Annotated in this window: 21 protein-coding genes; 6 read left to right on the top strand and 15 right to left on the bottom strand. The window is 58.9% G+C overall.

Annotated elements, in window-relative coordinates:
• Positions 1-6: 6 nt before the first annotated feature.
• Together LA304_RS13050 and LA304_RS13045 are read right to left on the bottom strand one after the other, a co-directional pair.
• Complete coding sequence (locus LA304_RS13050) at positions 7-2,529, bottom strand: ABC transporter permease (RefSeq protein WP_224503600.1); 2,523 nt, start codon at positions 2,527-2,529, stop codon at positions 7-9.
• Positions 2,526-3,212, bottom strand: coding sequence for an ABC transporter ATP-binding protein (locus LA304_RS13045; protein ID WP_224503599.1), 687 nt, complete (start codon positions 3,210-3,212; stop codon positions 2,526-2,528). Before LA304_RS13045 ends, LA304_RS13050 begins: the two co-directional genes overlap by 4 nt.
• A gap of 73 nt (positions 3,213-3,285) precedes the next feature.
• Here LA304_RS13045 and LA304_RS13040 point away from each other — a divergent pair, with 73 nt between their 5' ends.
• Positions 3,286-3,909 carry an arylesterase gene (locus LA304_RS13040; protein WP_224503598.1) on the top strand — a complete coding sequence of 208 codons (624 nt, stop codon included), beginning with the start codon at positions 3,286-3,288 and terminating at the stop codon, positions 3,907-3,909.
• On the opposite strand, the gene ccoS is transcribed toward LA304_RS13040, so the two are convergent.
• The 8 genes from ccoS to ccoN form a co-directional block, all read right to left on the bottom strand.
• Positions 3,906-4,064: a cbb3-type cytochrome oxidase assembly protein CcoS gene (ccoS, locus tag LA304_RS13035; RefSeq protein WP_224503597.1), complete on the bottom strand. Its 159-nt coding sequence runs from the start codon at positions 4,062-4,064 to the stop codon at positions 3,906-3,908. The genes LA304_RS13040 and ccoS overlap by 4 nt on opposite strands.
• Positions 4,061-6,238 (bottom strand): heavy metal translocating P-type ATPase, encoded by a 2,178-nt coding sequence (locus LA304_RS13030; RefSeq protein ID WP_224503596.1) that lies wholly within the window; start codon positions 6,236-6,238, stop codon positions 4,061-4,063. The genes ccoS and LA304_RS13030 overlap by 4 nt, the downstream gene beginning before the upstream one ends.
• Positions 6,239-6,247: 9 nt before the next feature.
• Positions 6,248-6,706, bottom strand: coding sequence for a FixH family protein (locus LA304_RS13025; protein ID WP_224503595.1), 459 nt, complete (start codon positions 6,704-6,706; stop codon positions 6,248-6,250).
• 3 nt (positions 6,707-6,709) lie between these two features.
• Positions 6,710-8,155 carry a cytochrome c oxidase accessory protein CcoG gene (gene ccoG / locus LA304_RS13020; protein ID WP_224503594.1) on the bottom strand — a complete coding sequence of 482 codons (1,446 nt, stop codon included), beginning with the start codon at positions 8,153-8,155 and terminating at the stop codon, positions 6,710-6,712.
• A 350-nt stretch (positions 8,156-8,505) separates the two neighbouring features.
• Complete coding sequence (gene ccoP / locus LA304_RS13015; RefSeq protein WP_224503593.1) at positions 8,506-9,354, bottom strand: cytochrome-c oxidase, cbb3-type subunit III; 849 nt, start codon at positions 9,352-9,354, stop codon at positions 8,506-8,508.
• A complete protein-coding gene (locus LA304_RS13010) occupies positions 9,351-9,536 on the bottom strand; it encodes a cbb3-type cytochrome oxidase subunit 3 (RefSeq protein WP_224503592.1) in 186 nt (61 codons plus the stop codon). The genes ccoP and LA304_RS13010 overlap by 4 nt, the downstream gene beginning before the upstream one ends.
• 12 nt (positions 9,537-9,548) lie before the next feature.
• Positions 9,549-10,280 carry a cytochrome-c oxidase, cbb3-type subunit II gene (gene ccoO / locus LA304_RS13005; protein WP_224503591.1) on the bottom strand — a complete coding sequence of 244 codons (732 nt, stop codon included), beginning with the start codon at positions 10,278-10,280 and terminating at the stop codon, positions 9,549-9,551.
• Positions 10,281-10,295: 15 nt separating this feature from the next.
• Positions 10,296-11,891, bottom strand: a complete 1,596-nt coding sequence (ccoN, locus tag LA304_RS13000) for a cytochrome-c oxidase, cbb3-type subunit I (protein ID WP_224503590.1) — start codon at positions 11,889-11,891, stop codon at positions 10,296-10,298.
• Positions 11,892-12,254: 363 nt separating this feature from the next.
• On the opposite strand from ccoN, the gene LA304_RS12995 reads away from it, so the two are divergent.
• The gene (locus LA304_RS12995) at positions 12,255-13,094 is read left to right on the top strand and encodes a universal stress protein (RefSeq protein WP_224503589.1); all 840 of its coding nucleotides are present in this window, start codon (positions 12,255-12,257) and stop codon (positions 13,092-13,094) included.
• 107 nt (positions 13,095-13,201) lie between these two features.
• Here LA304_RS12995 and fnrL read toward each other — a convergent pair whose 3' ends face one another.
• Positions 13,202-13,942 carry a transcriptional regulator FnrL gene (gene fnrL, locus LA304_RS12990; protein ID WP_224503588.1) on the bottom strand — a complete coding sequence of 247 codons (741 nt, stop codon included), beginning with the start codon at positions 13,940-13,942 and terminating at the stop codon, positions 13,202-13,204.
• Between the two features lie 66 nt (positions 13,943-14,008).
• On the opposite strand from fnrL, the gene hemN reads away from it, so the two are divergent.
• Both hemN and LA304_RS12980 read left to right on the top strand, forming a co-directional pair.
• Positions 14,009-15,364, top strand: coding sequence for an oxygen-independent coproporphyrinogen III oxidase (gene hemN / locus LA304_RS12985; RefSeq protein WP_224503587.1), 1,356 nt, complete (start codon positions 14,009-14,011; stop codon positions 15,362-15,364).
• Positions 15,365-15,504: 140 nt separating this feature from the next.
• Positions 15,505-16,899 (top strand): FAD-binding oxidoreductase, encoded by a 1,395-nt coding sequence (locus tag LA304_RS12980; protein WP_224503586.1) that lies wholly within the window; start codon positions 15,505-15,507, stop codon positions 16,897-16,899.
• 3 nt (positions 16,900-16,902) lie between these two features.
• Here LA304_RS12980 and hemC read toward each other — a convergent pair whose 3' ends face one another.
• On the bottom strand, positions 16,903-17,847 hold the full coding sequence (hemC, locus tag LA304_RS12975) for a hydroxymethylbilane synthase (protein ID WP_224503585.1): 945 nt from the start codon (positions 17,845-17,847) through the stop codon (positions 16,903-16,905).
• A gap of 112 nt (positions 17,848-17,959) precedes the next feature.
• Here hemC and hemE point away from each other — a divergent pair, with 112 nt between their 5' ends.
• On the top strand, positions 17,960-18,994 hold the full coding sequence (gene hemE, locus LA304_RS12970; protein WP_224503584.1) for a uroporphyrinogen decarboxylase: 1,035 nt from the start codon (positions 17,960-17,962) through the stop codon (positions 18,992-18,994).
• Here the strand turns inward: hemE and LA304_RS12965 are convergent, their stop codons facing one another.
• The gene (locus tag LA304_RS12965; protein ID WP_224503583.1) at positions 18,995-19,603 is read right to left on the bottom strand and encodes a LysE family translocator; all 609 of its coding nucleotides are present in this window, start codon (positions 19,601-19,603) and stop codon (positions 18,995-18,997) included.
• A 6-nt stretch (positions 19,604-19,609) separates the two neighbouring features.
• Positions 19,610-20,503: an oxygen-dependent coproporphyrinogen oxidase gene (gene hemF, locus LA304_RS12960; RefSeq protein ID WP_224503582.1), complete on the bottom strand. Its 894-nt coding sequence runs from the start codon at positions 20,501-20,503 to the stop codon at positions 19,610-19,612.
• Positions 20,504-20,624: 121 nt separating this feature from the next.
• Here hemF and LA304_RS12955 point away from each other — a divergent pair, with 121 nt between their 5' ends.
• Positions 20,625-20,999: a hypothetical protein gene (locus LA304_RS12955; protein ID WP_224503581.1), complete on the top strand. Its 375-nt coding sequence runs from the start codon at positions 20,625-20,627 to the stop codon at positions 20,997-20,999.
• A 3-nt stretch (positions 21,000-21,002) separates the two neighbouring features.
• Here LA304_RS12955 and LA304_RS12950 read toward each other — a convergent pair whose 3' ends face one another.
• On the bottom strand, positions 21,003-21,815 hold the full coding sequence (locus tag LA304_RS12950; RefSeq protein ID WP_224503580.1) for an SDR family NAD(P)-dependent oxidoreductase: 813 nt from the start codon (positions 21,813-21,815) through the stop codon (positions 21,003-21,005).
• Positions 21,816-21,846: the final 31 nt, after the last annotated feature.

Here is a 21,846-nt window from a genome sequence, read left to right as displayed (position 1 = left end):
GGACCGTTATCCGTCATTCATACGCAAGACGCGCGCAGGACGAACCTTCATCGCGCGCCAAGAGAACATGAGGGAGGTGAAGCTCGTGAGGGCGACGCCTCCCAAAATCACCATGATGGCAGACCCCGTCGCGAGGGTGAAATCTGTCTCCATCACGAAGTGCAGCACACCCCAAGCCGCGCCCGCGCCAGCGGCAAGCGCCACAACCCCTGCGCCAAGTCCGAGGATCATGGAACGCAGGGCAAAGCTCAAAAGGATTTTCCGACGGGACGCGCCCAAGGTCTTCAGAATAGCCGCCTCATACCGCCGTCGATCCTCCCCCGCTGCCGCCGCACCGATCAACACAACCGCGCCCGTCGCCAGAGTGACCGCCGCGCCGAACGTCGTTGCCGCTGCGATACTCTCCATGATCGACACAACGCGTTCAATTGCGTCCCGCACGCGGATGGTCGTGATATTGGGGTAAGCTTGCGCCAAATCGCGGATCAGCGGGGCCTCCGCCTCTGGCGTCGCGTAGATCGTGGCGATCCATGTGTGCGGCGCACCGGCGAGTGCAATCGGGTTCATCGTGAGAACGAACCCCATCCCAGCGCCGGAGAAATCCACTGCGCGGAAGGATGTGATCGTGCCGGTGATATCTCGCCCGAGGATATTCACAGTCATTTCATCGCCGAGAGAGAGGCCCATCTCGGTTGCTTCGGATGACGAGAAACTGATCTGGAGATCCGTGTCTTCCGCATCCCACCACTCGCCCGCCGTAATTGTCGTGTTCGATGACGGAGTCTCTGCGTATGTGATCCCGCGATCGCCGCGCAAGACCCAGTGGGGACCGACAACCTCTTCGGCATTGCGCCCGTTGATCTGCGTGATCAATCCACGCAGCATCGGCGCGGCCTCGAAGCGAGACACCCCCGGATCGTTGACAACCCGCTCGCGTAGCGCCTCGATCTGGTCCGGTTGGATGTCGATCACGTAGTAAGACGGCGCGCGATCCGGCAGGTCGTTCTGGATCGCACTGCGCATATTCGCATCGATCTGTCCGACAGCCGATAGAACCGTTAGGCCGAGACCCAGCGAAAGCACAACAGACACAGCCTCATCCCCAGGCCCAGAGATGCTCCCAAAGGCCAGACGCAAAGGGAGGTGCTTCCGGATCAGGCCACGATGGGTCAGCGTGCGTGAGACACGGGCCAAGCCTCGGCCAGACAGCACAAGAACCTCGAACGCCACCGTCAGCCCGAGGAAGGACACAATGACCAACCGCGTGTTGTCGGCAAAGAGCACCGCCACCGTCACGAGCAGGCCGAGCAACGCGGCCAACGCCACCACGTAGGGAAGACGCGGCCACCCCTTGAGACCGAACAGGGCGTCACGATAGAGCGCGGCGGGACGGATGCTTTCGGCACGCGACAGCGGCCAAAGGACGAAAATAGCCGTCGCGAGTACGCCATAGAGACCTGCCTCAAACAAAGCGCCGATGTGCACTTGCGCAGCGATTGGGACGGGCAAAAGGTTCGCGACGAACGGGATGGCGATGAGGGGTAGGACCGCACCAAGGATAAGACCCGCGATGATTGCTCCGACCGCAATCACGCCGACTTGCATCAGGTAGATGAGAAACACCGTGCTGCGCTCCGCGCCCAAGGTTTTGAGCGTCGCAATGACGGAGATTTTGCGGTCGAGATAGGACCGTACCGCTGCGGAAACACCGACGCCACCAACTGCGAGTCCCGCCAAACCGACAAGGACGAGGAAGGCACTCAGACGGTCGATAAACCGTGAAACACTCGGCGCGGCATTGCGGGAATCCCGCCACCGGAACGCGCCATTGGCGACTTCGCTCTCCGCACGGCCTCGAAGCGCATCGAGATTGGTGCCCTCCGGCAGATCAAGGCGATAGGCGCTCTCAAACAGCGTCCCCGCCGCCATGAGGCCGGAATCCCGGATCGCATCCAGCGCAACGATGCTTCGAGGCCCGAGAGAGAAGCCTGCCGACATCCCGTCCGGCTCACGAACAAGCGCCGCCATCGCCACAAACGGTACACCACCGATTTCGATCTCATCGCCGGTTTCCAACCCAAGCCGCTCGAAAAGCATCGGGTCCAAAACCGCGCCCGGACGACCGCCCTGCCCCGCAAATGCGGTCGCAAGCGGCATTTCGGGGTCGAGCACCACGTTGCCAACGAGAGGATAGGCGTCATCAACGGCTTTCACCTGTGACAGCGCACGTTCTTCGCCGCGTGTCAGCATCGACCGGAAGTCCGCAATCTCCGAGAGATTGTCGGAGTTGGACGTCATCCAGTCCCGCTCTTCTGGCGTCGCAAAACGGTAGGTGAATTCAAGCTCTGCGTCGCCGCCGAGCATGGCCGCGCCCTCACGGGACAACCCACTCGAAATCCCTTCACGGACGCTTGTGACCGCGGCAATCGCGGCCACGCCGAGGACGAGACACAACACCAGAACGCGGAAGCCGCGGACGCCGCCTCGGAGTTCGCGGCGCGCTATGGACCAAGCGAGGGAAAACTTCATGCAGAAACCGCTTCCTGATCGAGTTGCCCGTCGCGCAGGCGGATGACTCTGTCACACCGCGCGGCGAGCGACGGCGCATGAGTGACCATCACGAGGGTCGCCCCGTGCCGGTCCCGCAATCCGAACAGCAAATCCATGATCGCTTCGCCGTTGACGCCGTCGAGGTTTCCGGTCGGCTCATCCGCCAAGAGGATTTTGGGGCGCGGCGCTGAGGCACGCGCCAGCGCGACACGTTGCTGTTCTCCGCCGGACATTTGGGAGGGGTAGTGCGAGGCGCGGGAGCCGAGGCCAACGGCCTCAAGTTCCGCCTGCGCGCGGTCAAACGCATCCGGCGCTCCCGCGAGTTCGAGCGGGATTGCAACATTTTCGAGAGCGGTCATTGTCGGAATGAGGTGGAAGGATTGGAACACCACACCCATATGATCTCTGCGGAAGCGTGCAAGCTGATCCTCATTCATGCCGGTCAACTCATGGCCAACAGCGTGAATTTCACCGGAGGTCGCTTGCTCCAATCCGCCCAAAAGCATCAGGAGAGACGACTTGCCCGAACCAGACGGACCAATCAGCCCCAAGGTTTCCCCCTCCATCACGTCGAGCGTGATGTCTTTCAAAATCTCGATGGCCCCCGCATTTCCATCGAGAGTGAGGCTCGCTGCGCGCGTCGAGAGGATGGGTGTGTTCATCAGAAAAGTCCTAAATGCCTCTTTCAGATATGGATCGCCGCGACGTCTCGGCAACCGTACGGCGCGGCTCATCTTGACGGCTTCTTTTGCCCTCACAGCCGGAGCGGCGGTCGCGGAACCCGTTCGAATTGCTGCACTTGGGGACAGTTTGACCCAAGGCTACGGCCTGATCCAGCAGGAGGGATTCACAGCCCAATTGCAAGATTGGCTCAACGAAAAGGCGCTCGATGTCACGATTGTGAACGCCGGCGTATCCGGCGATACGACGGCGGGGGGATTATCACGTGTCGACTGGACTCTCACTCCGGATATTGATGCGATGATCGTCGCGCTCGGGGGAAATGATGTGCTTCGGGGTATTGCGCCGGAGACCGCCCGCGAGAACCTGCGCGGGATTATGGTCGCGGCCTCGGAGAAAGACGTGCCCGTCCTGCTGGTCGGGATCAACGCGCCGAGCAACTATGGGACGGACTACAAAGCCGACTTCGAGGCGATCTATCCGGATTTGGCAGACGAGTTCGGTGCCCTCTATTTCGAGAGCTTCCTCGGCCCGCTTCTAAAGAATGCCGACATGGACGCAACGCTCCAGACCTACATGCAACCGGACGGCATCCATCCGAACGGCAGAGGCGTCGCGCTCATTGTCGCTGAGTTGGGGCCCTACGTCGCGGACCTCGCAGCCCGAGCCGAAGATTAATCTTTCGGATGATCGTCGTAGTCGCCCGTCAGGATGCGATTGGCGTCCCCGTCGGGGTCGTCATACTGTCGCGAGCGAATGGTCCAGAAGAACGCGGCCAGCCCCAAGCCACCCAGAAAGATCGAAATCGGGATGAGGTAAACGAGAACGTTCATGGTTTTCCTCTCAGACGCAAAGCATTGAGCGAGACTGTGACGGAGCTGGCGGACATTGCAAGAGCGGCTGCAAGCGGCGTTGCATACCCCGCAAGCGCGATCGGGATCGCGACGAGGTTATAGAGTGCCGCAATGTTGAAATTCTCTTTGATCCGCTTCGTCGCAGAGACCGAGACCTGTGTGGCCTCGCCCAAGGGGGCGAGAGATTTGCCAAGCAGGACCATATCGGACACGACCCGCGTGGCTTCCAAAGCCGAAGCCGGAGAGATCGACACATGCGCGGCGGCCAAAGCAGCCGTGTCATTGAGGCCATCGCCGACCATGAGGACTTTACGGCCCGAACGGGTCAACTCGGCCACGCGCAGCGCTTTGGTTTCCGGCAGGCACTCTGCATCCCACGCATCAATGCCAATCCGCGTCGCGAGTTCCGCGACTGCAGCTGGCCCGTCACCGGAGAGGAGAACAACGTCCTTGCCCTGTTTCTTGAGCGCGGCAACGGCTTCGTCTGCGCCCTCGCGGAGATGGTCGATAAAAGTAAAGGCCACGGCCTCCGCGTCACCAACCTTGAGATAGGTCGCGGTCTGACCGAGCGCATCTGCGCCGAGCCAAGTTGCGCGACCGAGCCGCACCGTCTGACCCTCGAACTGTCCTTCGACCCCCTGACCGGGAACCTCTCGGATGTCGGTCACAGCTGCGGGCATCACGTCTGCCGCACGCGCCGCATCAAAGAGCGCGAGCGATAGCGGATGCGCGGACCCTGCCGCCAAAGCCATCGCAACCGACTGCATGTCCTTGGGAATGTCTGAGAGATTGGACAATTCCGGTCGCCCCTCAGTGAGGGTGCCTGTCTTGTCAAAAACAACCGTGTCTACCTCTGCGAGGCGTTCAATCGCAGTCGAGGATTTGATGAGCATACCCGCGCGGAAAAGCCGACCGGACGCCGCCGTCGTCACCGCCGGAACAGCGAGGCCGAGCGCACAGGGACAGGTGATGATCAGAACAGCCACGGCGATGTTGAGCGCGAGGCGGATGTCGCCTGTCGCAACAACCCAACCGAGGAACGCCGCGAGCGCCAAGAGGTGCACCGCAGGCGCATAGAATTGCGCAGCACGATCCGCGAGCGAGGTGTATTTGTTGCGCGACGTCTCCGCCATCGCGACGAGATCGGCCATGCGATGCAGAGAGCTGTCCTCGCCTGCCGCCGTCACTTTCACGACCAATGGGCCAGTCAGGTTGACTTCACCAGCGGACACAACGGTATCCACGCCCGCTTCGACCGGCAGGCTTTCACCGGTCAGCAGAGAACGGTCCAGTTCAGAGGCGCCTTCGACAACAATGCCATCGACCGGAACACGCGCACCCGGAACAACGCGAACGAAGTCGCCCTTTGCAATGTCTTTGATCGACACGACCGTCCCGTCCACCAAGGTCGCCCGCGGCACCTCGAGCGCGGCGAGTTCTTCAGCAGCCGAGCGCGCCACGGAGCGGGTCCGGTAATCGAGATAGCGACCGGACAGCAGGAAGAAAGTCAGCGACAGCGCGGCATCGAAATAGGCGTGATGACCCGACTCCATCGTTTCAAATAGAGACATGCCGCCGGCCAAAAGGATCGCGAGAGATATGGGCACGTCCATATTCAGACGCTTGGCCCGCAGCGCGCCCCATGCAGAGACGAAAAACGGCTGTGCCGCATAGGCAATTGCAGGCAACGCAATCGCCGCTGAAATCCAATGGAACAGATCGCGCGTCACGTCAGACGCGCCCGACCAGACCGCCACGGACAACAGCATGACGTTCATCATCGCAAAGCCGGAGACGGCGATGCGCGTGAGAATGGCGCGGCCTTTTTTGTCGGTCTCAGTCGCGGAAATCGCGCTCGCGTCGAGTTCGTAGGCTTCATAGCCAGCGGACGTCAGGGCAGAGATCAGGTTGTCGACAGAGACACTTTCCTCAGCCTCGATCTGCGCACGTTTCAGCGTCAGGTTGACGCGTGCCGCACGAACGCCCGGCTGCTTCGTCAATTCGCGCTCAACGCCGGAAATACATGCCGCACAGTAAATCGCCGGCAGAGACAGGACAAAGCGGGTGTCCTGAACATCGCGCGCGTGCGCGGCTTCTTCGGCGGCAGGGGCGGCAACACAGGCCGGACATGCCGAGATTTGAACCTCTGACATCAGCTCTCTCTATCGCTTGACGTGGATGACGATGCGTTGGTTGAAGGCTGTGCCATCGAGCGCCGTAGCAACCATACGGAAGTTCCAGTTACCTTCATCCAAAACACCAGTTTGAGCGACGTAGGCCTCACCGTTGAAGACGAATTCCGGATCCTGATCCTGCGCCACAGTGGTCGCACGTCCGAGGGTGCCAGAAATCTCCGCCACTTCGACTGGGTTCCCTTCCTCATCACGGATGTAGACGTAGAGGTTCTCCTGATCGTCGATGGCCTCGACGGCCCAACCAAGTGCCTCTTGGGCTTCTTTGTCGCGGTTGAACGTCTGCGACACCCCGTAGGAGTTGGCGGTTTCCAGACCCGGGAATGTCTTCACGGCCTGAACAGCCATGAAGACGTTTACCCCAATGATCACTGCGAAGGCGGACACCGTCCAGATCAGAACGTGTTTGCCAGTAATCTCGCGCGCCATGTTTTACTGTCCTCTTCCGTTAAACACTGTCTCAACGGAGACACGTTCATTCGCAACGCCATCTTCCACCCAGAAGGTGAACTCTGTCCGGTCAGACGTCGCCGCCTTGGACCCAGCCGGAGCTTCAACATAGGCGCGCACGATGCGCATTTCATCTGCGTTTACGGCAATCGTATCACCGGCCTCGTTGTCAGCGTCCTGAAGCGTCACGATCAGCGTTTTATCACCTGTGAGGCTAACACGGAATTCACGTGTTTCACCCTGTTTGTTGCGTAGACGGAGGTCGTAAATGTTCCGGATCGCCCCGTCAGATTGCATCACGTAAGTCGGGTTCCGAACCGGCGCGACGGTCATGTCGATGTCCGAACGAACAAAGAGTGCAACGACGAGAGCGATACCCACAGCAGACCACAGCACCGTGTAAAGGATCGTGCGCGGGCGGAGGATGTGTTTCCAAACCGGCTTCGGCTCTTCGCCTGCGATTTCGCGCGGTTCATCGGTGAGGGCCATGTAATCGATCAGGCCGCGCGGCTTGCCGATCTTGTCCATCATCTCGTCACATGCGTCGATACAAAGGGCACAGGTGATGCACTCAAGCTGCTGACCATCGCGGATGTCGATGCCCATCGGGCAGACGTTCACGCAGGCCATACAGTCAATACAATCACCGAGCTTGTCCGCGCCTTCGCCCTTACGGTGCTTGCCGCGCGGTTCGCCGCGCCAGTGACGGTAGCCGACGACGAGCGTGTCTTCGTCCATCATCGCCGCCTGAATACGCGGCCACGGGCAGGCATAAATACAAATCTGTTCGCGTGCGATAGCGCCAAAGAAAACGGTCGTCGCGGTCAGGATGCCCATCGTGAGATAGGCAATCGGGTGCGCATGTCCGGTCACGAGGTCGATAAGGAGCGTCGGAGCATCAGTAAAATAGAAAACCCAAGCACCACCTGTCGCCAGACCGATCAGGATCCACGTAATGTATTTCGTCACGCGCAGGCGGAATTTGCGCATGTCCATTTTCTTCTGGCGATGCAGGCGCAGGCGCGCGTTGCGGTCGCCCTCAATCCAGCGCTCAACCAGAATGAAAAGGTCCGTCCAAACGGTTTGCGGACAGGCATAGCCGCACCAGACGCGTCCGGCAGCGGATGTGAACAGGAAGAGGCCGAGACCCGCCATAATGAGCAAGCCCGCGATGAAGTAGAATTCATGCGGCCAGATCTCGATCCAGAAGAAGAAGAAGCGGCGATTGGCGAGGTCCACGAGAATGGCCTGATCCGGCAATGCAGGTCCACGGTCCCAGCGAATCCACGGCGAAAGGTAATAGATACCCAGCGTGATCGCCATGATGATCCACTTCAGGTTCCGGAATTTGCCTTTGACCCGACGCGGGAAGATCGGCTCCCGGGATGCATAGAGTTTTGTATCGGGATTGTTGTCGGTAGAGCTCATGGAGCATTGCCTTTTCGCACTGTTCGCGTTTGCACCTTAATGGGCGGGAGGCCTGATCGGAGCCTTGATGTGGATCAAGCATTTTGGCCTCCGGGCACAAACATGCATTAAAAAAACCCCTTAGCCACGCGACATCCTGCCTCGGGGCAGTTTCGAGGAGCGTTTGTGCGTTTCTAAACCTCTGATGAGATGTGCGATTCTCTCAATTGGGAGAGATTTCATCCCACAAAAAACACCGCGCCCGATTGGACGCGGTGTTTGAAAGTTGTTGGCACCGACCCCGAAGAAACGCGCGAACAGGATCAAGGGCCGGTGCCGCAACCCGGGCCTTGTGAGCCCGGATTCGGATGTTATTCGCCGCCACCCAGAGAGTGGACGTAGAGAGCGGCTGCGTTTACTTCAGCTTGGGTCAGACGCTGACCCCACGCCGGCATGACGCCGAAGCGAGCGTTGTAAACGGTCTCGTGGAGCGTTTCGCGATCACCACCGTAGAGCCAGATCACATCGGTCAGGTTCGGAGCGCCCTGATAGATGTCACCGGTTCCGTCTTCGGCGTGACAGGCTGCACAGTTCTCTTCGAAAACAACGGCGCCTTCGGTTGCGAGAGCCGCGTCGTATTCCTGACCGGAGATTTGCAGGACGTATTCCACGACCTGATCAATCTGTTCGGCTTCGAGGAGTTCGTCAGCACCGAATTTCGGCATCTCAGAATAACGCGCATCGTCGGTTTCGTTCCGAACACCATGCTGGATGGTGTAGGCGATCTCGTCGATGGTGCCGCCCCAGAGCCAGTCGTTGTCGAGCAGGTTCGGGTAGCCAACGTTGCCAGCCGCACCGGAACCGTGGCACTGCGAACAGTTCGCACGGAACACAGCGGCGCCCATGTTTACACCGTAGTTGTAAACGTCGGTTTCTGGCATCACCTCGGTTACGTCGGCAGCAGCAAGCTCTGCGTTCACTGCAGCGTTCATTTCCTCGAACGAAGCAATTTTCTCTTCGACCTGTCCACGTGTGGACCAGCCCAGAACACCTTCGGTCGCGCCTTTTACGAGCGGCCAAGCCGGGAACGCGATCGTGTAGAGAACACCCCAAACGATACAAACGTAGAAGGTATAGAGCCACCACTTCGGGAGCGGATTGTTATACTCTTCAATCCCGTCCCACGAGTGGCCTGTCGTTTCCACTTCTTTCTTACTCATGTCCTCGCCTCCTTTTCGGCGGGTTTATCTTCATGCCGGAAGACGATGTCTGCCGTGTCGCGATGCTCCGAGCGGGAACCCGGGCGGAACGCCCAGATCACCACGCCAACGAAGAATACGAACATGGCCAAGAGCACCCAGCTATCGGCAAATTCGCGGAGAATGTGATAGTCGATATCCATCACATCAGCTCCTTACCGGGAGGCATCCGGAGTGAAGGTCGAGAAATCGACCAAGGTGCCAAGCATCTGCATGTAAGCGATGAGGGCATCCATCTCCGTGATTCCGTCCTGACCGTCGAAATTCGACACCACAGCACCCGGGTAACGTTCGACGACTGCATCGACGTCGTAGTCACCCCACGGATCGGCTTGGGCCATGAAATCTTCCTGGGCCATTTCGATCTGTTCGTCGGTGTAAGGCACCCCAACGATGCGGTGGGTCTTCATCAGGTCCTGAATGTATTCAGGCTCGATGTAACGGTCCGCGAGGAAGCCGTATTTCGGCATCACGGATTCAGGCACAACGGACTGCGGGTTGGTCAGGTGGTCCACATGCCATGCGTCGGAGTAACGTCCGCCAACACGGGCAAGGTCAGGACCAGTCCGTTTGGACCCCCACTGGAACGGGTGGTCGTATTTCGACTCCGCTGCCAGAGAGTAGTGACCGTAGCGCTCCACCTCGTCACGCATCGGGCGGATCATCTGCGAGTGGCAGACGTAGCAGCCCTCGCGGATGTAGATTTCCCGACCCGTCAACTCCAGCGGGGAGTAGGGGCGCACGCCCTCTACATCCTCGATGGTGTTCTCGAGATAGAACAGAGGAGCGATTTCCACGATCCCGCCCACGGTGACGACCAGAAGGGCGCCGACCATGAGAAGTGTGCCGTTGGTTTCAAGAATCTTATGCTTATCAAGAAGGCCCATTCTTCAAACCCTCCCTTATTCTGCCGGCACGGCAGCAGCTTCGTCCGCTTTCACGGGGCTGCGACGCACGGTCATGATGAGGTTATAGCACATGATGAGGGAGCCGGTGAGGAACAGAACCCCGCCGAAAGCACGCAGCACGTACATCGGGAATTTCGCGGAAACGGTGTCAGCGAAAGCGTTCACGAGGAAGCCTTGGCTATCAACTTCGCGCCACATCAGGCCTTCCATGATACCCGTCACCCACATCGACGCTGCGTAGAGCACGATGCCGATGGTGGCGAGCCAGAAGTGCCAGGACACGAGGCTGAGCGAGTAGAGACGCTCACGGTTCCACAGACGCGGCACGAGGAAGTAGAGAGCACCGAAGGTGATCATGCCGTTCCAGCCGAGAGCACCGGAGTGCACGTGGCCAATTGTCCAGTCAGTGTAGTGAGACAGGGAGTTCACTGCGCGGATGGACATCATCGGACCTTCAAAGGTGGACATGCCGTAGAAGCCGATTGAGATCACCATCATACGAATGACAGGGTCAGTGCGCAGTTTGTCCCAAGCACCGGACAGCGTCATCAGACCGTTGATCATACCACCCCAGGACGGCATCCACAGGATCACGGAGAACACCATGCCGAGGGTCGATGCCCAGTCAGGAAGCGCAGTGTAATGCAGGTGGTGCGGGCCAGCCCAGATGTACAGGAAGATCAGAGCCCAGAAGTGGATGATCGACAGCTTGTAGGAGAAGACCGGACGCTCAGCCTGTTTCGGCACGAAGTAGTACATCATGCCAAGGAAACCTGCGGTCAGGAAGAAGCCCACAGCGTTGTGGCCGTACCACCACTGCGTCATGGCATCCTGCACGCCGGACATCACCTGAACCGAACGGGACCCGAGGATGGACACCGGAACTGCGAGGTTGTTCACGATGTGCAGCATCGCGATCGTGATGATGAACGACAGGTAGAACCAGTTGGCCACATAGATGTGCTTTTCTTTACGGGTGAAGATCGTCCCCATAAAGGCCATCAGGTATGCAACCCAAACGATGGTCAGCCAAAGGTCGATGTACCACTCGGGCTCAGCGTATTCTTTGGATTGGGTCACACCCAGCAGGTAACCGGTCGCGGCCAGCACGATGAAGAGGTTGTAGCCCCAGAAGACGAACCAACCGAGATTGCCGCCCCAAAGACGCGCTGCAGAGGTCCGCTGCACGACGTAGAAGGAGGAAGCGATCAGGGCGTTGCCGCCGAATGCGAAAATCACCGCAGAGGTGTGCAGCGGGCGCAGGCGACCGAAGTTGCCGTAGCCTTGCAGGAACTCGAAGTTCAACTGCGGGAACGCCAGCTGAAAGGCAATGAACGTCCCTGCGAGGAAGCCCACAACGCCCCAGCCGGCAGTTGCGATTACGCCCGCGCGGACAACACCGTCAAGATAGCCGGTCGGAGCCGGTTTGACGTCGCCCATGGTGCGCAGGGTATAGATAAATGTGATGGCCGAAGCGGCCATGAAAATGAGCGCATGGACTTGGTATCCAAAATCGCGCCCGTAGTTTGCGGCAAGGCCGAACAGGACCACGGCGATCCCGAGCACTGCCAGCTTAATGTAGTTCCACATGTTGCGTCCCTTCGTTCATTCGCCCTCTGTCAGGGCATAGTCGTCCCGCATTCGACCCACGGGTTTCGACACTTTGTCGTTTGTCTCACATCTCTGTGACCAGCATTGATCTGAGTCAAAACGCGCCAGATAACGAAAATTCGAGCGCAGATTTCCGATTTTCATAAATTTTCACGGATAACCCGCCACTTCCTGTTCGCTCGGACACTTTGCGTCCTGAAACCGCTTATACAAAGTTAAATTTTGATGAACCCGAGGGCGTTATGTCGCGGCTGGTCGATTTTGTTGATCTTGGTCAAAGCGCTTCTTTTGGTGGAGGCGCACAGTCTAAGTCGTAATTGACACTGCCCAATGGAGGCGACAATGCCCTTCAAAACCATCACAACCATCATGTGCAACATGGAGGCAGACCGTCACGCGCTTGATGCGGCGGTTTCTCTTGCCCGTCGCGAAGAGGGGCATCTCGATGTGATCTGCCTCGGCCTCGACCGCACCCAACCCGGCTTCTATTATGCCGGCACCAATGCCATGGCCCTGCAGGACAACCTGCAACAGGCCCAGCAGGACAGCCGCAAAATCGAGGAAGAAGTCTCTGACTATCTCAAGGCGGAAGAAATTTCCTGGGTCACCAACCCGATCACGGCACAAATGGCCGGCCTGACCCCGCAGCTCGCACATTTCCTGCGCTTCTCTGATGTGGTCGTGCTCCCGCGTCCGTATGGTCCGGGCCGTGGTCACGAACATGAAGAGATTCTTGAAGCCGCGCTCTTCTCCGGTCACGTGCCTGTGCTCGTTGTGCCAGACACCGCAGACGTCCCAGAGAAAATTGATCGAGTCGTCGTGGCATGGAACGAGAGCGCAGAAGCTCTTGGTGCCGTGCGCTCCGGCCTCCCGATCATGCAAAAGGCTGATCTCGTCGACATCACCATCATTGATCCGCCGCAACATGGCCCGGATCGCTCCGATCCAGGTGGCTCGCTTTGCCAGATGCTCGTTCGTCACGGCGTTCGTGCAGAGGTATCTGTCCTCGCGAAAACCATGCCGCGTGTCTCCGACGTGCTGTGCCGCCAGATTCGCGACAAAGATGCAGACCTGCTCGTGATGGGTGCCTACGGTCACTCGCGCTTCCGCGAATCGATCCTTGGCGGCGCAACACGCCACATGCTCGAACTCGCTGAGATTCCGGTGCTGATGGCCCACTAAGTCCGGAAACATCCGAGCTTTACGAAAAGAATCGCCCCGCGAAACCTAGGTTTCCGGGGCGGTTTTCATTTCAAGCATTTGATAGAACGAATCTTTCTGATCGAAAATCAGATCATCAAGCCGCCGTCCATATCATCGCCGGTTTCGATCTGAAGACGGTCGAAGTCGGGAATGATCACGTGGCGTTTGCCCTCGAGGGTAATGATTCCATCGCGTTTGAGCGCGGAAATCTGACGCGACACGGTTTCGAGGGTGAGACCAAGATAGTCAGCCATCGCTTCACGGGTCAGCGGCAATTCGAAGGACATCCCGTCCTCTGCACTGGACAACGCCAGCGACGCATCTCGACGCGCGATAATCGCCATCAGCGACGCAATCTTTTCCCGTGCAGTTTTGCGACCGAGAATCAGCATCCACTCCCGCGCAGCGTCGAGCTCGTCCAATGTCATCTCGAGAAGTCGCTGACCGATGTGCGGCGTGCGGATCATCATCTGTTCGAACGGTTTTCTGCGGAAACAGCAGAGCGTCAGGTTCGACACGGCAACCACATCGTAAGGCGCCGCATCACGTCCCGGACGACCCAGAAAATCGGATGGCAACAGCAGACCGACCATCTGCGTCCGTCCATCTTCCATCGCTTGGCTGAGAGAGGCCACGCCGGTTACAACCGAGGCGACAAAATCCATGCGATCTCCCGACCATACGATCGGCTGACCGGCTTCGTAAGAACGGTAGTATTTAATAGAATCGAGTTCTTCGAGTTCATCTGCGTCACAGCGCGCACAAACTGCGCGATGTCGAATCGGACAGGACCCACATTCTTTATGATCGAAAACAATACCGTTCATGCGCGTGCTCGCTTTTCTTGATCTGGGTCAATGCACCAGACCATTGGTTCGCTAGAGCGTAACGCTATGAACAAACACACGCAACTCCGCAAGCTCGGGCTTTTTGATGCTCGTGTCCCCAGATACACAAGTTACCCGACGGCACCGCACTTCAATAATGCCGTCGATGAGACTGCTGTGCAGAATTGGCTGAATTACCTCAACGTGTCGCAGCCGATCTCTCTATATGTGCACGTCCCGTTCTGCCGACGCCTGTGTTGGTTTTGCGCGTGCCGGACTCAAGGCACGACAACAGCGGACCCTGTTGCAGCATATGTCGAAACCCTGAAGGCGGAATTAAAGCTCGTAAAAACGCAACTCCCCGAGGGAATTGAAATCGGGCATTTGCACTGGGGTGGCGGGACGCCGACCCTTTTGGAAGCCGGTATGATCCGCGATCTGTCCGCCGCGATTGCAGACGTTGCGCCGTTCTCCGGCAATTACGAATTCTCCGTCGAAATCGATCCGAACGAAATCGACGATGCGCGTCTCGATGCGCTGGCTGAGGCCGGAATGAACCGCGCTTCGATCGGCGTTCAGGACTTCGACCCAAAAATTCAGGAAACCATTGGCCGCATCCAATCCTACGAGACAACGCTCGCCGCTGTCGAAGGTCTGCGCGCGCGCGGTATCCGCTCCTTGAACGCCGACATCCTTTATGGGCTGCCGGGTCAAAGCGTCGAAAAGATTTCCGAGAGCGTGCAGAAACTCCTGTCGCTGTCTCCCGACCGTGTGGCCCTGTTCGGCTATGCGCACGTCCCTTGGATGGCGCGTCGTCAGAACATGATCCCGACGGACGAACTCCCGACACCGGAAGAGCGCCTCGAACTGTTCAACGTCGCGCGGGATCTCTTTGTCTGGGACGACTACGTCGAGATCGGCATCGACCACTTCGCCAAAAAGGGGGACGGGCTTGAGGTCGCCTTGCGCACCGGGAAGCTGCGCCGCAACTTCCAAGGCTACACCGACGACAAATGCCAGACGATGGTTGGCATCGGTGCCTCCTCGATTGCGAAATACCCGCAGGGTTTTGCGCAGAACGAGCCGTCTACGTCCAAATATCAGGCCGCAGTCCGCGCCGGAAAGCTCCCGATTGCGAAAGGGCACGTGTTCACCGAAGAGGACCATCTGCGTGGCCGGATTATCGAAGCCCTGATGTGCGACTTCCGCGTCGAAGCCGACGAACTGGCGGAACGCTTTGATCTCTCGCAAGAGGCCTTCGACGCCTTCGCGACTGAAGCGCAGGCTGCGTTCCCCGACATGCTCGACATCTCGTCGGAACGCATCGTGATCCGCGAAGAGGCAAAGCCGCTGACACGCATGATCGCACGCCACTTCGACGCCTATGACATGACACAAGCACAGCACTCTTCTGCTGTGTAACCCGCCCGCACGCCGGACGGACCCGTTTACCCCCCCGGGTACACGCCCCGCGCCTATCGCGCGGGGCGACTTATTATTGCGGCTTGCCATTCATGGAAAATTACCCGACACCCTCATTGCCCATCGAACAAGGACCTCCCATGGATTTTCTGTCGCGCCTCCGAGAAATCACCCCTCATGTTCTGACTGGTGAGGAGGCACGTCCCTACGGTGAGGATTGGATCGGCAAATACCCCACGATGCCGCTTGCGGTCGCGCGGCCGTCCACGACAAAAGAGGTCTCCGCGATTTTGGCGCTGTGCTCAGAAACTGGCACGGCAGTCGTTCCGCAGGGCGGCAACACTGGCCTCACCGGCGCTACGGCTGCGGAGGGTCTGCTCATCCTGTCCCTCGGGCGCATGAACACCATTCGCGAAATCCGAGCGGATGCACGGGTCGCCGTCGTCGAGGCGGGTGTCATCCTGCAAACGTTGCATGAGGCGGCTGCCGAGTACGACCTGAGCTATCCAATGAATTTCGGCGCGAAGGGCTCCGCGCAAATCGGCGGCACACTCGCCACGAATGCCGGCGGGTCTAACGTCCTGCGCTACGGCAACACGCGTGATCTTTGCCTCGGACTGGAAGTCGTTCTCGCGGACGGGCGCGTGCTCGATTTGATGAGCCAGCTTCACAAAGACAACTCCGGCTATGACCTGCGCGATCTGATGATTGGCTCCGAAGGCACGCTCGGCGTTATCACTGCCGCTGCACTCAAACTCACCCCTGCCCCGCGCGCCTATGCGACTGCGATGGTGACGGTCCCAAGTCTCTCAGGCGCACTGAAGCTCCTGAACACGCTTCAAACCCGCACCGGCGGGATGGTCGAGGCGTTTGAATACATGCCGCGCGCCTATATGACGAATCTCAAGAAGTTCCGCGCCGACCTGACCCCGCCGCTCGGTCATGATCAGGACCACACCGTCTTTCTCGAAATCGGCTCAACGGTTCCCTATGACTGCACGCCGGACGAGGATGGCCAGCTTCCTCTCGTGACGCATCTCGAAGAAAGCCTCGCCGCTCTGTTCGAAGAAGGTCTCGTCACCGACGCAGCGCTTGCCCAATCGGAAACGCAGCGCCGTCTGATGTGGGACATCCGCGAAGCCGCCGCCGAAATCTCTGTCGCGATCAAACCGGTCGTGATCAATGACCTGTGCCTACCGCTCGATCAGGTCGAAGAATTCCTCGCGCGTGCGGACAAAATCTTGGGCGACCTCGACCCGGGTTTCGCGACCTGCCCCGTTGCACACCTCGGCGACGGTAATATCCATTACACCGTCTACCCGAGCACTCAAGAAATGGCTGAACCCGTCATGGAAGCGGTCGAGGACATCGTGCGCGAGATGGGCGGCTCGTTCTCCGCCGAACACGGCATTGGCCTATCGAAACTGAGTTCAATGGAACGCCGCAAAGACCCCGTCGCGCTCGACATGATGCGCGCGATCAAGGCGGCCTTCGATCCGAAAGGCATTCTCAACCCCGGCAAAACGCTGCCCTAAGCGTTATTTCCAGTCGAAGAAGCCTTCGCCCGCGCGCTCAAGGAGTTTGGTCGCCATCTCGACGCCAATCTCCGCCGCATCTTCAACCGGTCCGGACATGTCATCGACGAGGCTCTCGGAGCCATCCGTGCGAAGTATCTCACCGCGCAGGCGCACCGTGCCGCCGTCGATCTCAGCGAGACCCGCAATCGGCGTCTGACAAGACCCGTCGAGTTTGGTCAGGAACGCGCGTTCACATTCCATCGCCTGACCCGTGGTGTCGTGGTGAAGCGCGCTGAGCATCTCTGCCACGTCCGCATCACTCACACGACGTTCGATAGAAATCACCCCCTGCGCGACGGCAGGCAGCATTTCTTCTGCGGTCACCGCCTGACGCGGCACATCGTCATAGCCAAGCCGGTTCAACCCTGCCATCGCGAGGAAGGTCGCATCGGCTACCTTGTTTTCTAGCTTTTGCAGACGCGTCTGAACGGATCCACGGAATTCAATCACTTGGAGATCAGGCCGCTTGTTCAACAACTGCGCTTTACGACGCAAAGAAGACGACCCGACCACAGCACCCAGAGGCAATTCTGAGAGTGGCTTCCCATCCAGCGTGATGAACGCATCAAACGGATTTTCGCGCGGTAGGAAGGTGTCGAGGATCAATCCATCCGGCTGATACACGGACATATCTTTCGTCGAATGAACCGCAATATCCACTTCGCCAGACAAAAGACGATCTTCGATCTCTTTGGAAAAGAGCCCTTTTCCGCCGAGTTCTCGCAGGGACCGATCCTGAACGCGATCACCACGCGTCGAAACCGTGACAATCCGAAATGCCTCAAGCGGCAGATCAAACGCCTCCATCAGACGCGCACGGGTCTCTTCTGCCTGCGCGAGCGCGAGAGGCGAGCCACGGGTGCCGATTTTCAGCGGTGAAGCGGGGGTCGGAAGCGTCAAAGTCATGAGGCAGGCTTACCTCCGACGCATCCGCCTGACAAGCACGGAAAACGCGCGATAGCCTTGACAAAAGCGCGCGGGAAAGGGACCAACAGCGGACACGAATATGGAGATTGGTATGACCGAAAAGACGATCCTCAAGGCGCTCAAGGGCGAGACCCAAAAAGTGCCCCCGATCTGGATGATGCGTCAGGCCGGTCGCTATCTGCCGGAATATCGCGCGACCCGCGCCGAAGCCGGCGATTTCCTGTCGCTCTGCTATAATTCCGATCTCGCCGCCGAAGTGACATTGCAGCCGATCCGCCGCTACGGGTTCGATGCCGCGATCCTCTTCGCCGACATTCTCCTGCTGCCTCAGGCGCTCGGGTCTGATCTCTGGTTTGTGACGGGCGAAGGTCCGCGTCTGTCGACCATCGACACGGACGCGGATTTCAATGCTCTGAAAGGCAAAGACGACATCCACGAGACCTTGGCGCCGATCTATGAAACCGTGCGCATTCTCTCCCGTGAGTTGCCCAAGGAAACGACGCTGATCGGCTTTGCAGGTGCGCCGTGGACCGTGGCGACCTACATGCTGGCCGGTCGCGGCACGAAGGACCAAGGCCCTGCCCACGCCATGCGCGAGAACAACAACGCGCTTTTCGAGAAGGTCATCAACCTTCTGACCGAGGGCACGATCGAATACCTCGACGAGCAAATCAAAGCGGGCGCAGAAGTCGTCAAAATCTTCGATAGCTGGGCCGGCAGCCTCAAGGGTGAAGCGTTTGAGAAATACGCCGTCGAACCCGCGCGCAAGATCACAGCCGCCCTCAAAGATCGTCACCCGGGCATTCCGGTCATCGGTTTCCCGCGTGAAGCCGGTGACGGCTATATCGGCTTCCACAAGAAGACCGGCGTGGACTGCGTTGCGCTAGACAATTCCGTGACGCCGGAATGGGGCGCCGCGAATGTTCAGGTCGACGGCTGCGTGCAGGGCAACCTCGCCTCCTCGCACATGGTGACGGGTGGACAGGCTCTGATCGACGAAGTGCGCCACGTGCGCGATGCGTTCTCCAAGGGGCCGCACATCTTCAACCTCGGCCACGGGATTACGCCGGATGCTGATCCGGACAACGTCAGCCTGATGATCGAGACCCTCCGCGAAAACGCCTGATCAGGCTGTTTCGAACGCGAACCAAGCAGCGATGGCGACCAACGTGCACGCCATCGCACGGCGCACGATCTTGCGACGGACGGGATCGGTGAGCGTGCCATGCGCCATATCCGCGAGCGTCACGAGCGAGGCGTGCACCACCGTTGCAACGGCCACATAGACCAGAGATAGCGTGATCGTCTGCGTGAGAATGGCCGCCTCTCTCGACACGAACTGCGGCAGCATGGCGATGTAGAACACCGCTGCCTTCGGATTCAGGAGGTTCACGATCAATCCGCGCCGGAAATAGCGGGCGTTCTTGCTCCTAAACGCATTCTCCTCGGGCCTCTCCGGACGCCACGCGTCATAGGCGAGCCACAGAAGATAAACCACTCCGGCCCAACGCAACGCTTGGAACAGGACGGGGGAGGCAGAGATCAAAGCTGCCAGACCAAGGGCCGACAAAAGTCCGACAATAAGCAGACCAAGCGCTACACCCGCAACAGCGGCGTATCCGGCACGGCGTCCTTCGGTTGCCGCGAGCACGATAAGGTAGGCCATGTTCGGTCCGGGCGTCGCCTCAATGGCGAAGCTGGCTAGGATGAAGGCCCAGAGCCCGTCACCGAACACGGAGGGTCAGACCCACTTCGCCATCGGCGGCAAAGACATCAAAACCGCATTGGCGTCATGACCGGTTTCAAGGCCGAACTTGGTCCCGCGGTCATAAACGAGGTTGTACTCGGCATAGAGGCCACGGTGGACGAGCTGCGCGTCTTTGTCGGCCTCAGTCCACGGGGTATCGCGGCGTTTTTCCGTCACGCCGAGGAAAGCAGGCAGGAAGGCGCGGCCAACGTCTTGGGTAAAAGCAAAATCCTTTTCCCAGTCGCCAGTGTTGTGATCATCAAAAAAGATGCCACCCACGCCGCGTGCTCTACCGCGGTGCGGGACAAAGAAATACTCGTCAGCCCATTCCTTGAAACGCGGGTAATACGCGAGATCGTGACGGTCACAGTGTTCTTTCTGAACCGCATGAAACTGGGCCGTATCCTCTTTATATTCGATGCAAGGATTGAGATCAGAGCCGCCGCCGAACCACCATCCGTGCGGGGTCCAGAACATGCGTGTATTCATGTGAACGGCAGGGGTGTGCGGGTTTTGCATGTGCGCCACGAGCGAAATCCCAGCTGCCCAAAAGCGCGGATCTTCTTTCATGCCCGGCAGGCCCTTACGCGCAGCCATCGCCATCTGCGCCCGTTCACCGAGTTTGCCGTAAACCGTCGAGACGTTGACGCCAACCTTCTCGAATACCCGACCACCGCGCATGACAGACATAAGCCCGCCGCCAGCATCCGATCCGTCATCAGAGGTGCGCTTGGTTTCGGTCACTTCGAAACGCCCGGCGGGCTCTTCGGCGAACGGTCCGGTCGTCTGGGTGTCTTCCAAGGCCTCAAAAGCCGCAACGATGTCATTGCGCAGTTGACGGAACCAGCTGCTGGCCCGTTCTTTTTCTGACTTCATTTCATCGGTCATTGCGATCTCTCCTTGCCTCAGCCGGACCACTGGTAACAGCTAGGCCCCTGCGACGGCAAGCGACCTTACATCACCTTCAGAAATTGCTATCCTGACATATGTCTCAGAGAAGGAGTTCCCAATGCGCTGGTTTATCCCGCTCGCTGTTCTGCCGCTGCTGGCGGCCTGCTCCGAACAGCAAATGTGCATTTCACGAGCCACAAAAGACCTCCGGCAGGTGCAGAGCTTCATCGCGGAAGCAGAGGGCAATATCGCGCGTGGCTACGCTCTCGAAGAACGACAGTTCCTCGAATACGACACCGAAATTTGTGGATATGACGTAAATGGTGCGCCGCAATACTGTCGCGTCCCGGACTTCGAAACTCGCCTCGTTCCGAAATCCATCGATCTTGACGGCGAAGCCGCGAAACTTGCCGCTCTAAAGGCGAAAGAGGCGCAACTATCGGTTCAGGCGAGCGCCGGAATCGAAGCCTGCAAGATCGAGTATCCCGAATGAGGATCAGTGCGTTGGCGCATGCACCGGATCAACGAGCGTGCGCCCGCCATCGACGGTCAGGATCTGACCAGTCATAAAACCGGAGCAGTCGGACACGAGATATTGCACCGTTTCAGCGACCTCTGAGGCGGATGCAACACGCCCCATTGGCGTCTTGGCAATAATCTCGGACCGATAGTCCGGATTATCCGCGAGCATGTCTTTCAGGGAGCGGCTCATGACAGAGCCAAAGGCGACCGCATTCACACGAATTCGGTGCGGTGCCAAGGCGACGGCCATTGCGCGCGTCATCTGATCGACGGCAGCCGATGAAATCGAGAAGGCCAACAATTCGGGCTGGCAGCGTCGGGCCGCAATCGAGGACAGGTTTACGATGGACCCCATTACGTCCTCAGAGTCTTCGGATTTCTCACCCTGCTTGATCCACCATTTAGAGACTTGCTGGGTCAGTCTCAGCGCGGTCATCAGGTTTTGGTCCATGAGGTCGGACACATTGTCCTCCAACTCGGAGAGCGGCTCGCTCATAGCAACCTGACGGGATGCATTGACCAGAATATCGACACCATCAAACGCATCTATGGTAGCCGAGAGAAGGTTCGCCACCGTGAGCTTTTGCCGCAGATCCCCCGCGAAATAGGCGATGCGCGCATCTTCCGCCTCAGCCTCTTCACCATATTGCTCACTCAGGCTTGCCTCATCCATGTCGGCGCACATCACGTTGGCGCCTTGCGCCAGAAAATGGCGTGCAACAGCGAGGCCAACTCCGTTGGCAGCTCCGGTCACGATGGCGGTTTTGCCCTCGATCGAAAAACTCATAGCGGGTGTCTCCCTGATTGACTTGCGCCTA

Source organism: Celeribacter litoreus (assembly GCF_020165855.1).
In the GTDB taxonomy this organism is placed as follows: domain Bacteria; phylum Pseudomonadota; class Alphaproteobacteria; order Rhodobacterales; family Rhodobacteraceae; genus Celeribacter; species Celeribacter litoreus.
Note: the sequence above shows the minus strand (reverse complement) of the source record. Positions and strands in the feature narration are given on the sequence as shown.

Coding starts and splice junctions, on each gene's coding strand:
- LA304_RS13050 (WP_224503600.1), bottom strand. CDS start 2,529: ATGAAGTTTTCCCTCGCTTGGTCCATAGCGCGCCGCGAACTCCGAGGC.
- LA304_RS13045 (WP_224503599.1), bottom strand. CDS start 3,212: ATGAACACACCCATCCTCTCGACGCGCGCAGCGAGCCTCACTCTCGAT.
- ccoS (WP_224503597.1), bottom strand. CDS start 4,064: ATGAACGTTCTCGTTTACCTCATCCCGATTTCGATCTTTCTGGGTGGC.
- LA304_RS13030 (WP_224503596.1), bottom strand. CDS start 6,238: ATGTCAGAGGTTCAAATCTCGGCATGTCCGGCCTGTGTTGCCGCCCCT.
- LA304_RS13025 (WP_224503595.1), bottom strand. CDS start 6,706: ATGGCGCGCGAGATTACTGGCAAACACGTTCTGATCTGGACGGTGTCC.
- ccoG (WP_224503594.1), bottom strand. CDS start 8,155: ATGAGCTCTACCGACAACAATCCCGATACAAAACTCTATGCATCCCGG.
- ccoP (WP_224503593.1), bottom strand. CDS start 9,354: ATGAGTAAGAAAGAAGTGGAAACGACAGGCCACTCGTGGGACGGGATT.
- LA304_RS13010 (WP_224503592.1), bottom strand. CDS start 9,536: ATGGATATCGACTATCACATTCTCCGCGAATTTGCCGATAGCTGGGTG.
- ccoO (WP_224503591.1), bottom strand. CDS start 10,280: ATGGGCCTTCTTGATAAGCATAAGATTCTTGAAACCAACGGCACACTT.
- ccoN (WP_224503590.1), bottom strand. CDS start 11,891: ATGTGGAACTACATTAAGCTGGCAGTGCTCGGGATCGCCGTGGTCCTG.
- LA304_RS12995 (WP_224503589.1), top strand. CDS start 12,255: ATGCCCTTCAAAACCATCACAACCATCATGTGCAACATGGAGGCAGAC.
- fnrL (WP_224503588.1), bottom strand. CDS start 13,942: ATGAACGGTATTGTTTTCGATCATAAAGAATGTGGGTCCTGTCCGATT.
- hemN (WP_224503587.1), top strand. CDS start 14,009: ATGAACAAACACACGCAACTCCGCAAGCTCGGGCTTTTTGATGCTCGT.
- LA304_RS12980 (WP_224503586.1), top strand. CDS start 15,505: ATGGATTTTCTGTCGCGCCTCCGAGAAATCACCCCTCATGTTCTGACT.
- hemC (WP_224503585.1), bottom strand. CDS start 17,847: ATGACTTTGACGCTTCCGACCCCCGCTTCACCGCTGAAAATCGGCACC.
- hemE (WP_224503584.1), top strand. CDS start 17,960: ATGACCGAAAAGACGATCCTCAAGGCGCTCAAGGGCGAGACCCAAAAA.
- hemF (WP_224503582.1), bottom strand. CDS start 20,503: ATGACCGATGAAATGAAGTCAGAAAAAGAACGGGCCAGCAGCTGGTTC.
- LA304_RS12955 (WP_224503581.1), top strand. CDS start 20,625: ATGCGCTGGTTTATCCCGCTCGCTGTTCTGCCGCTGCTGGCGGCCTGC.
- LA304_RS12950 (WP_224503580.1), bottom strand. CDS start 21,815: ATGAGTTTTTCGATCGAGGGCAAAACCGCCATCGTGACCGGAGCTGCC.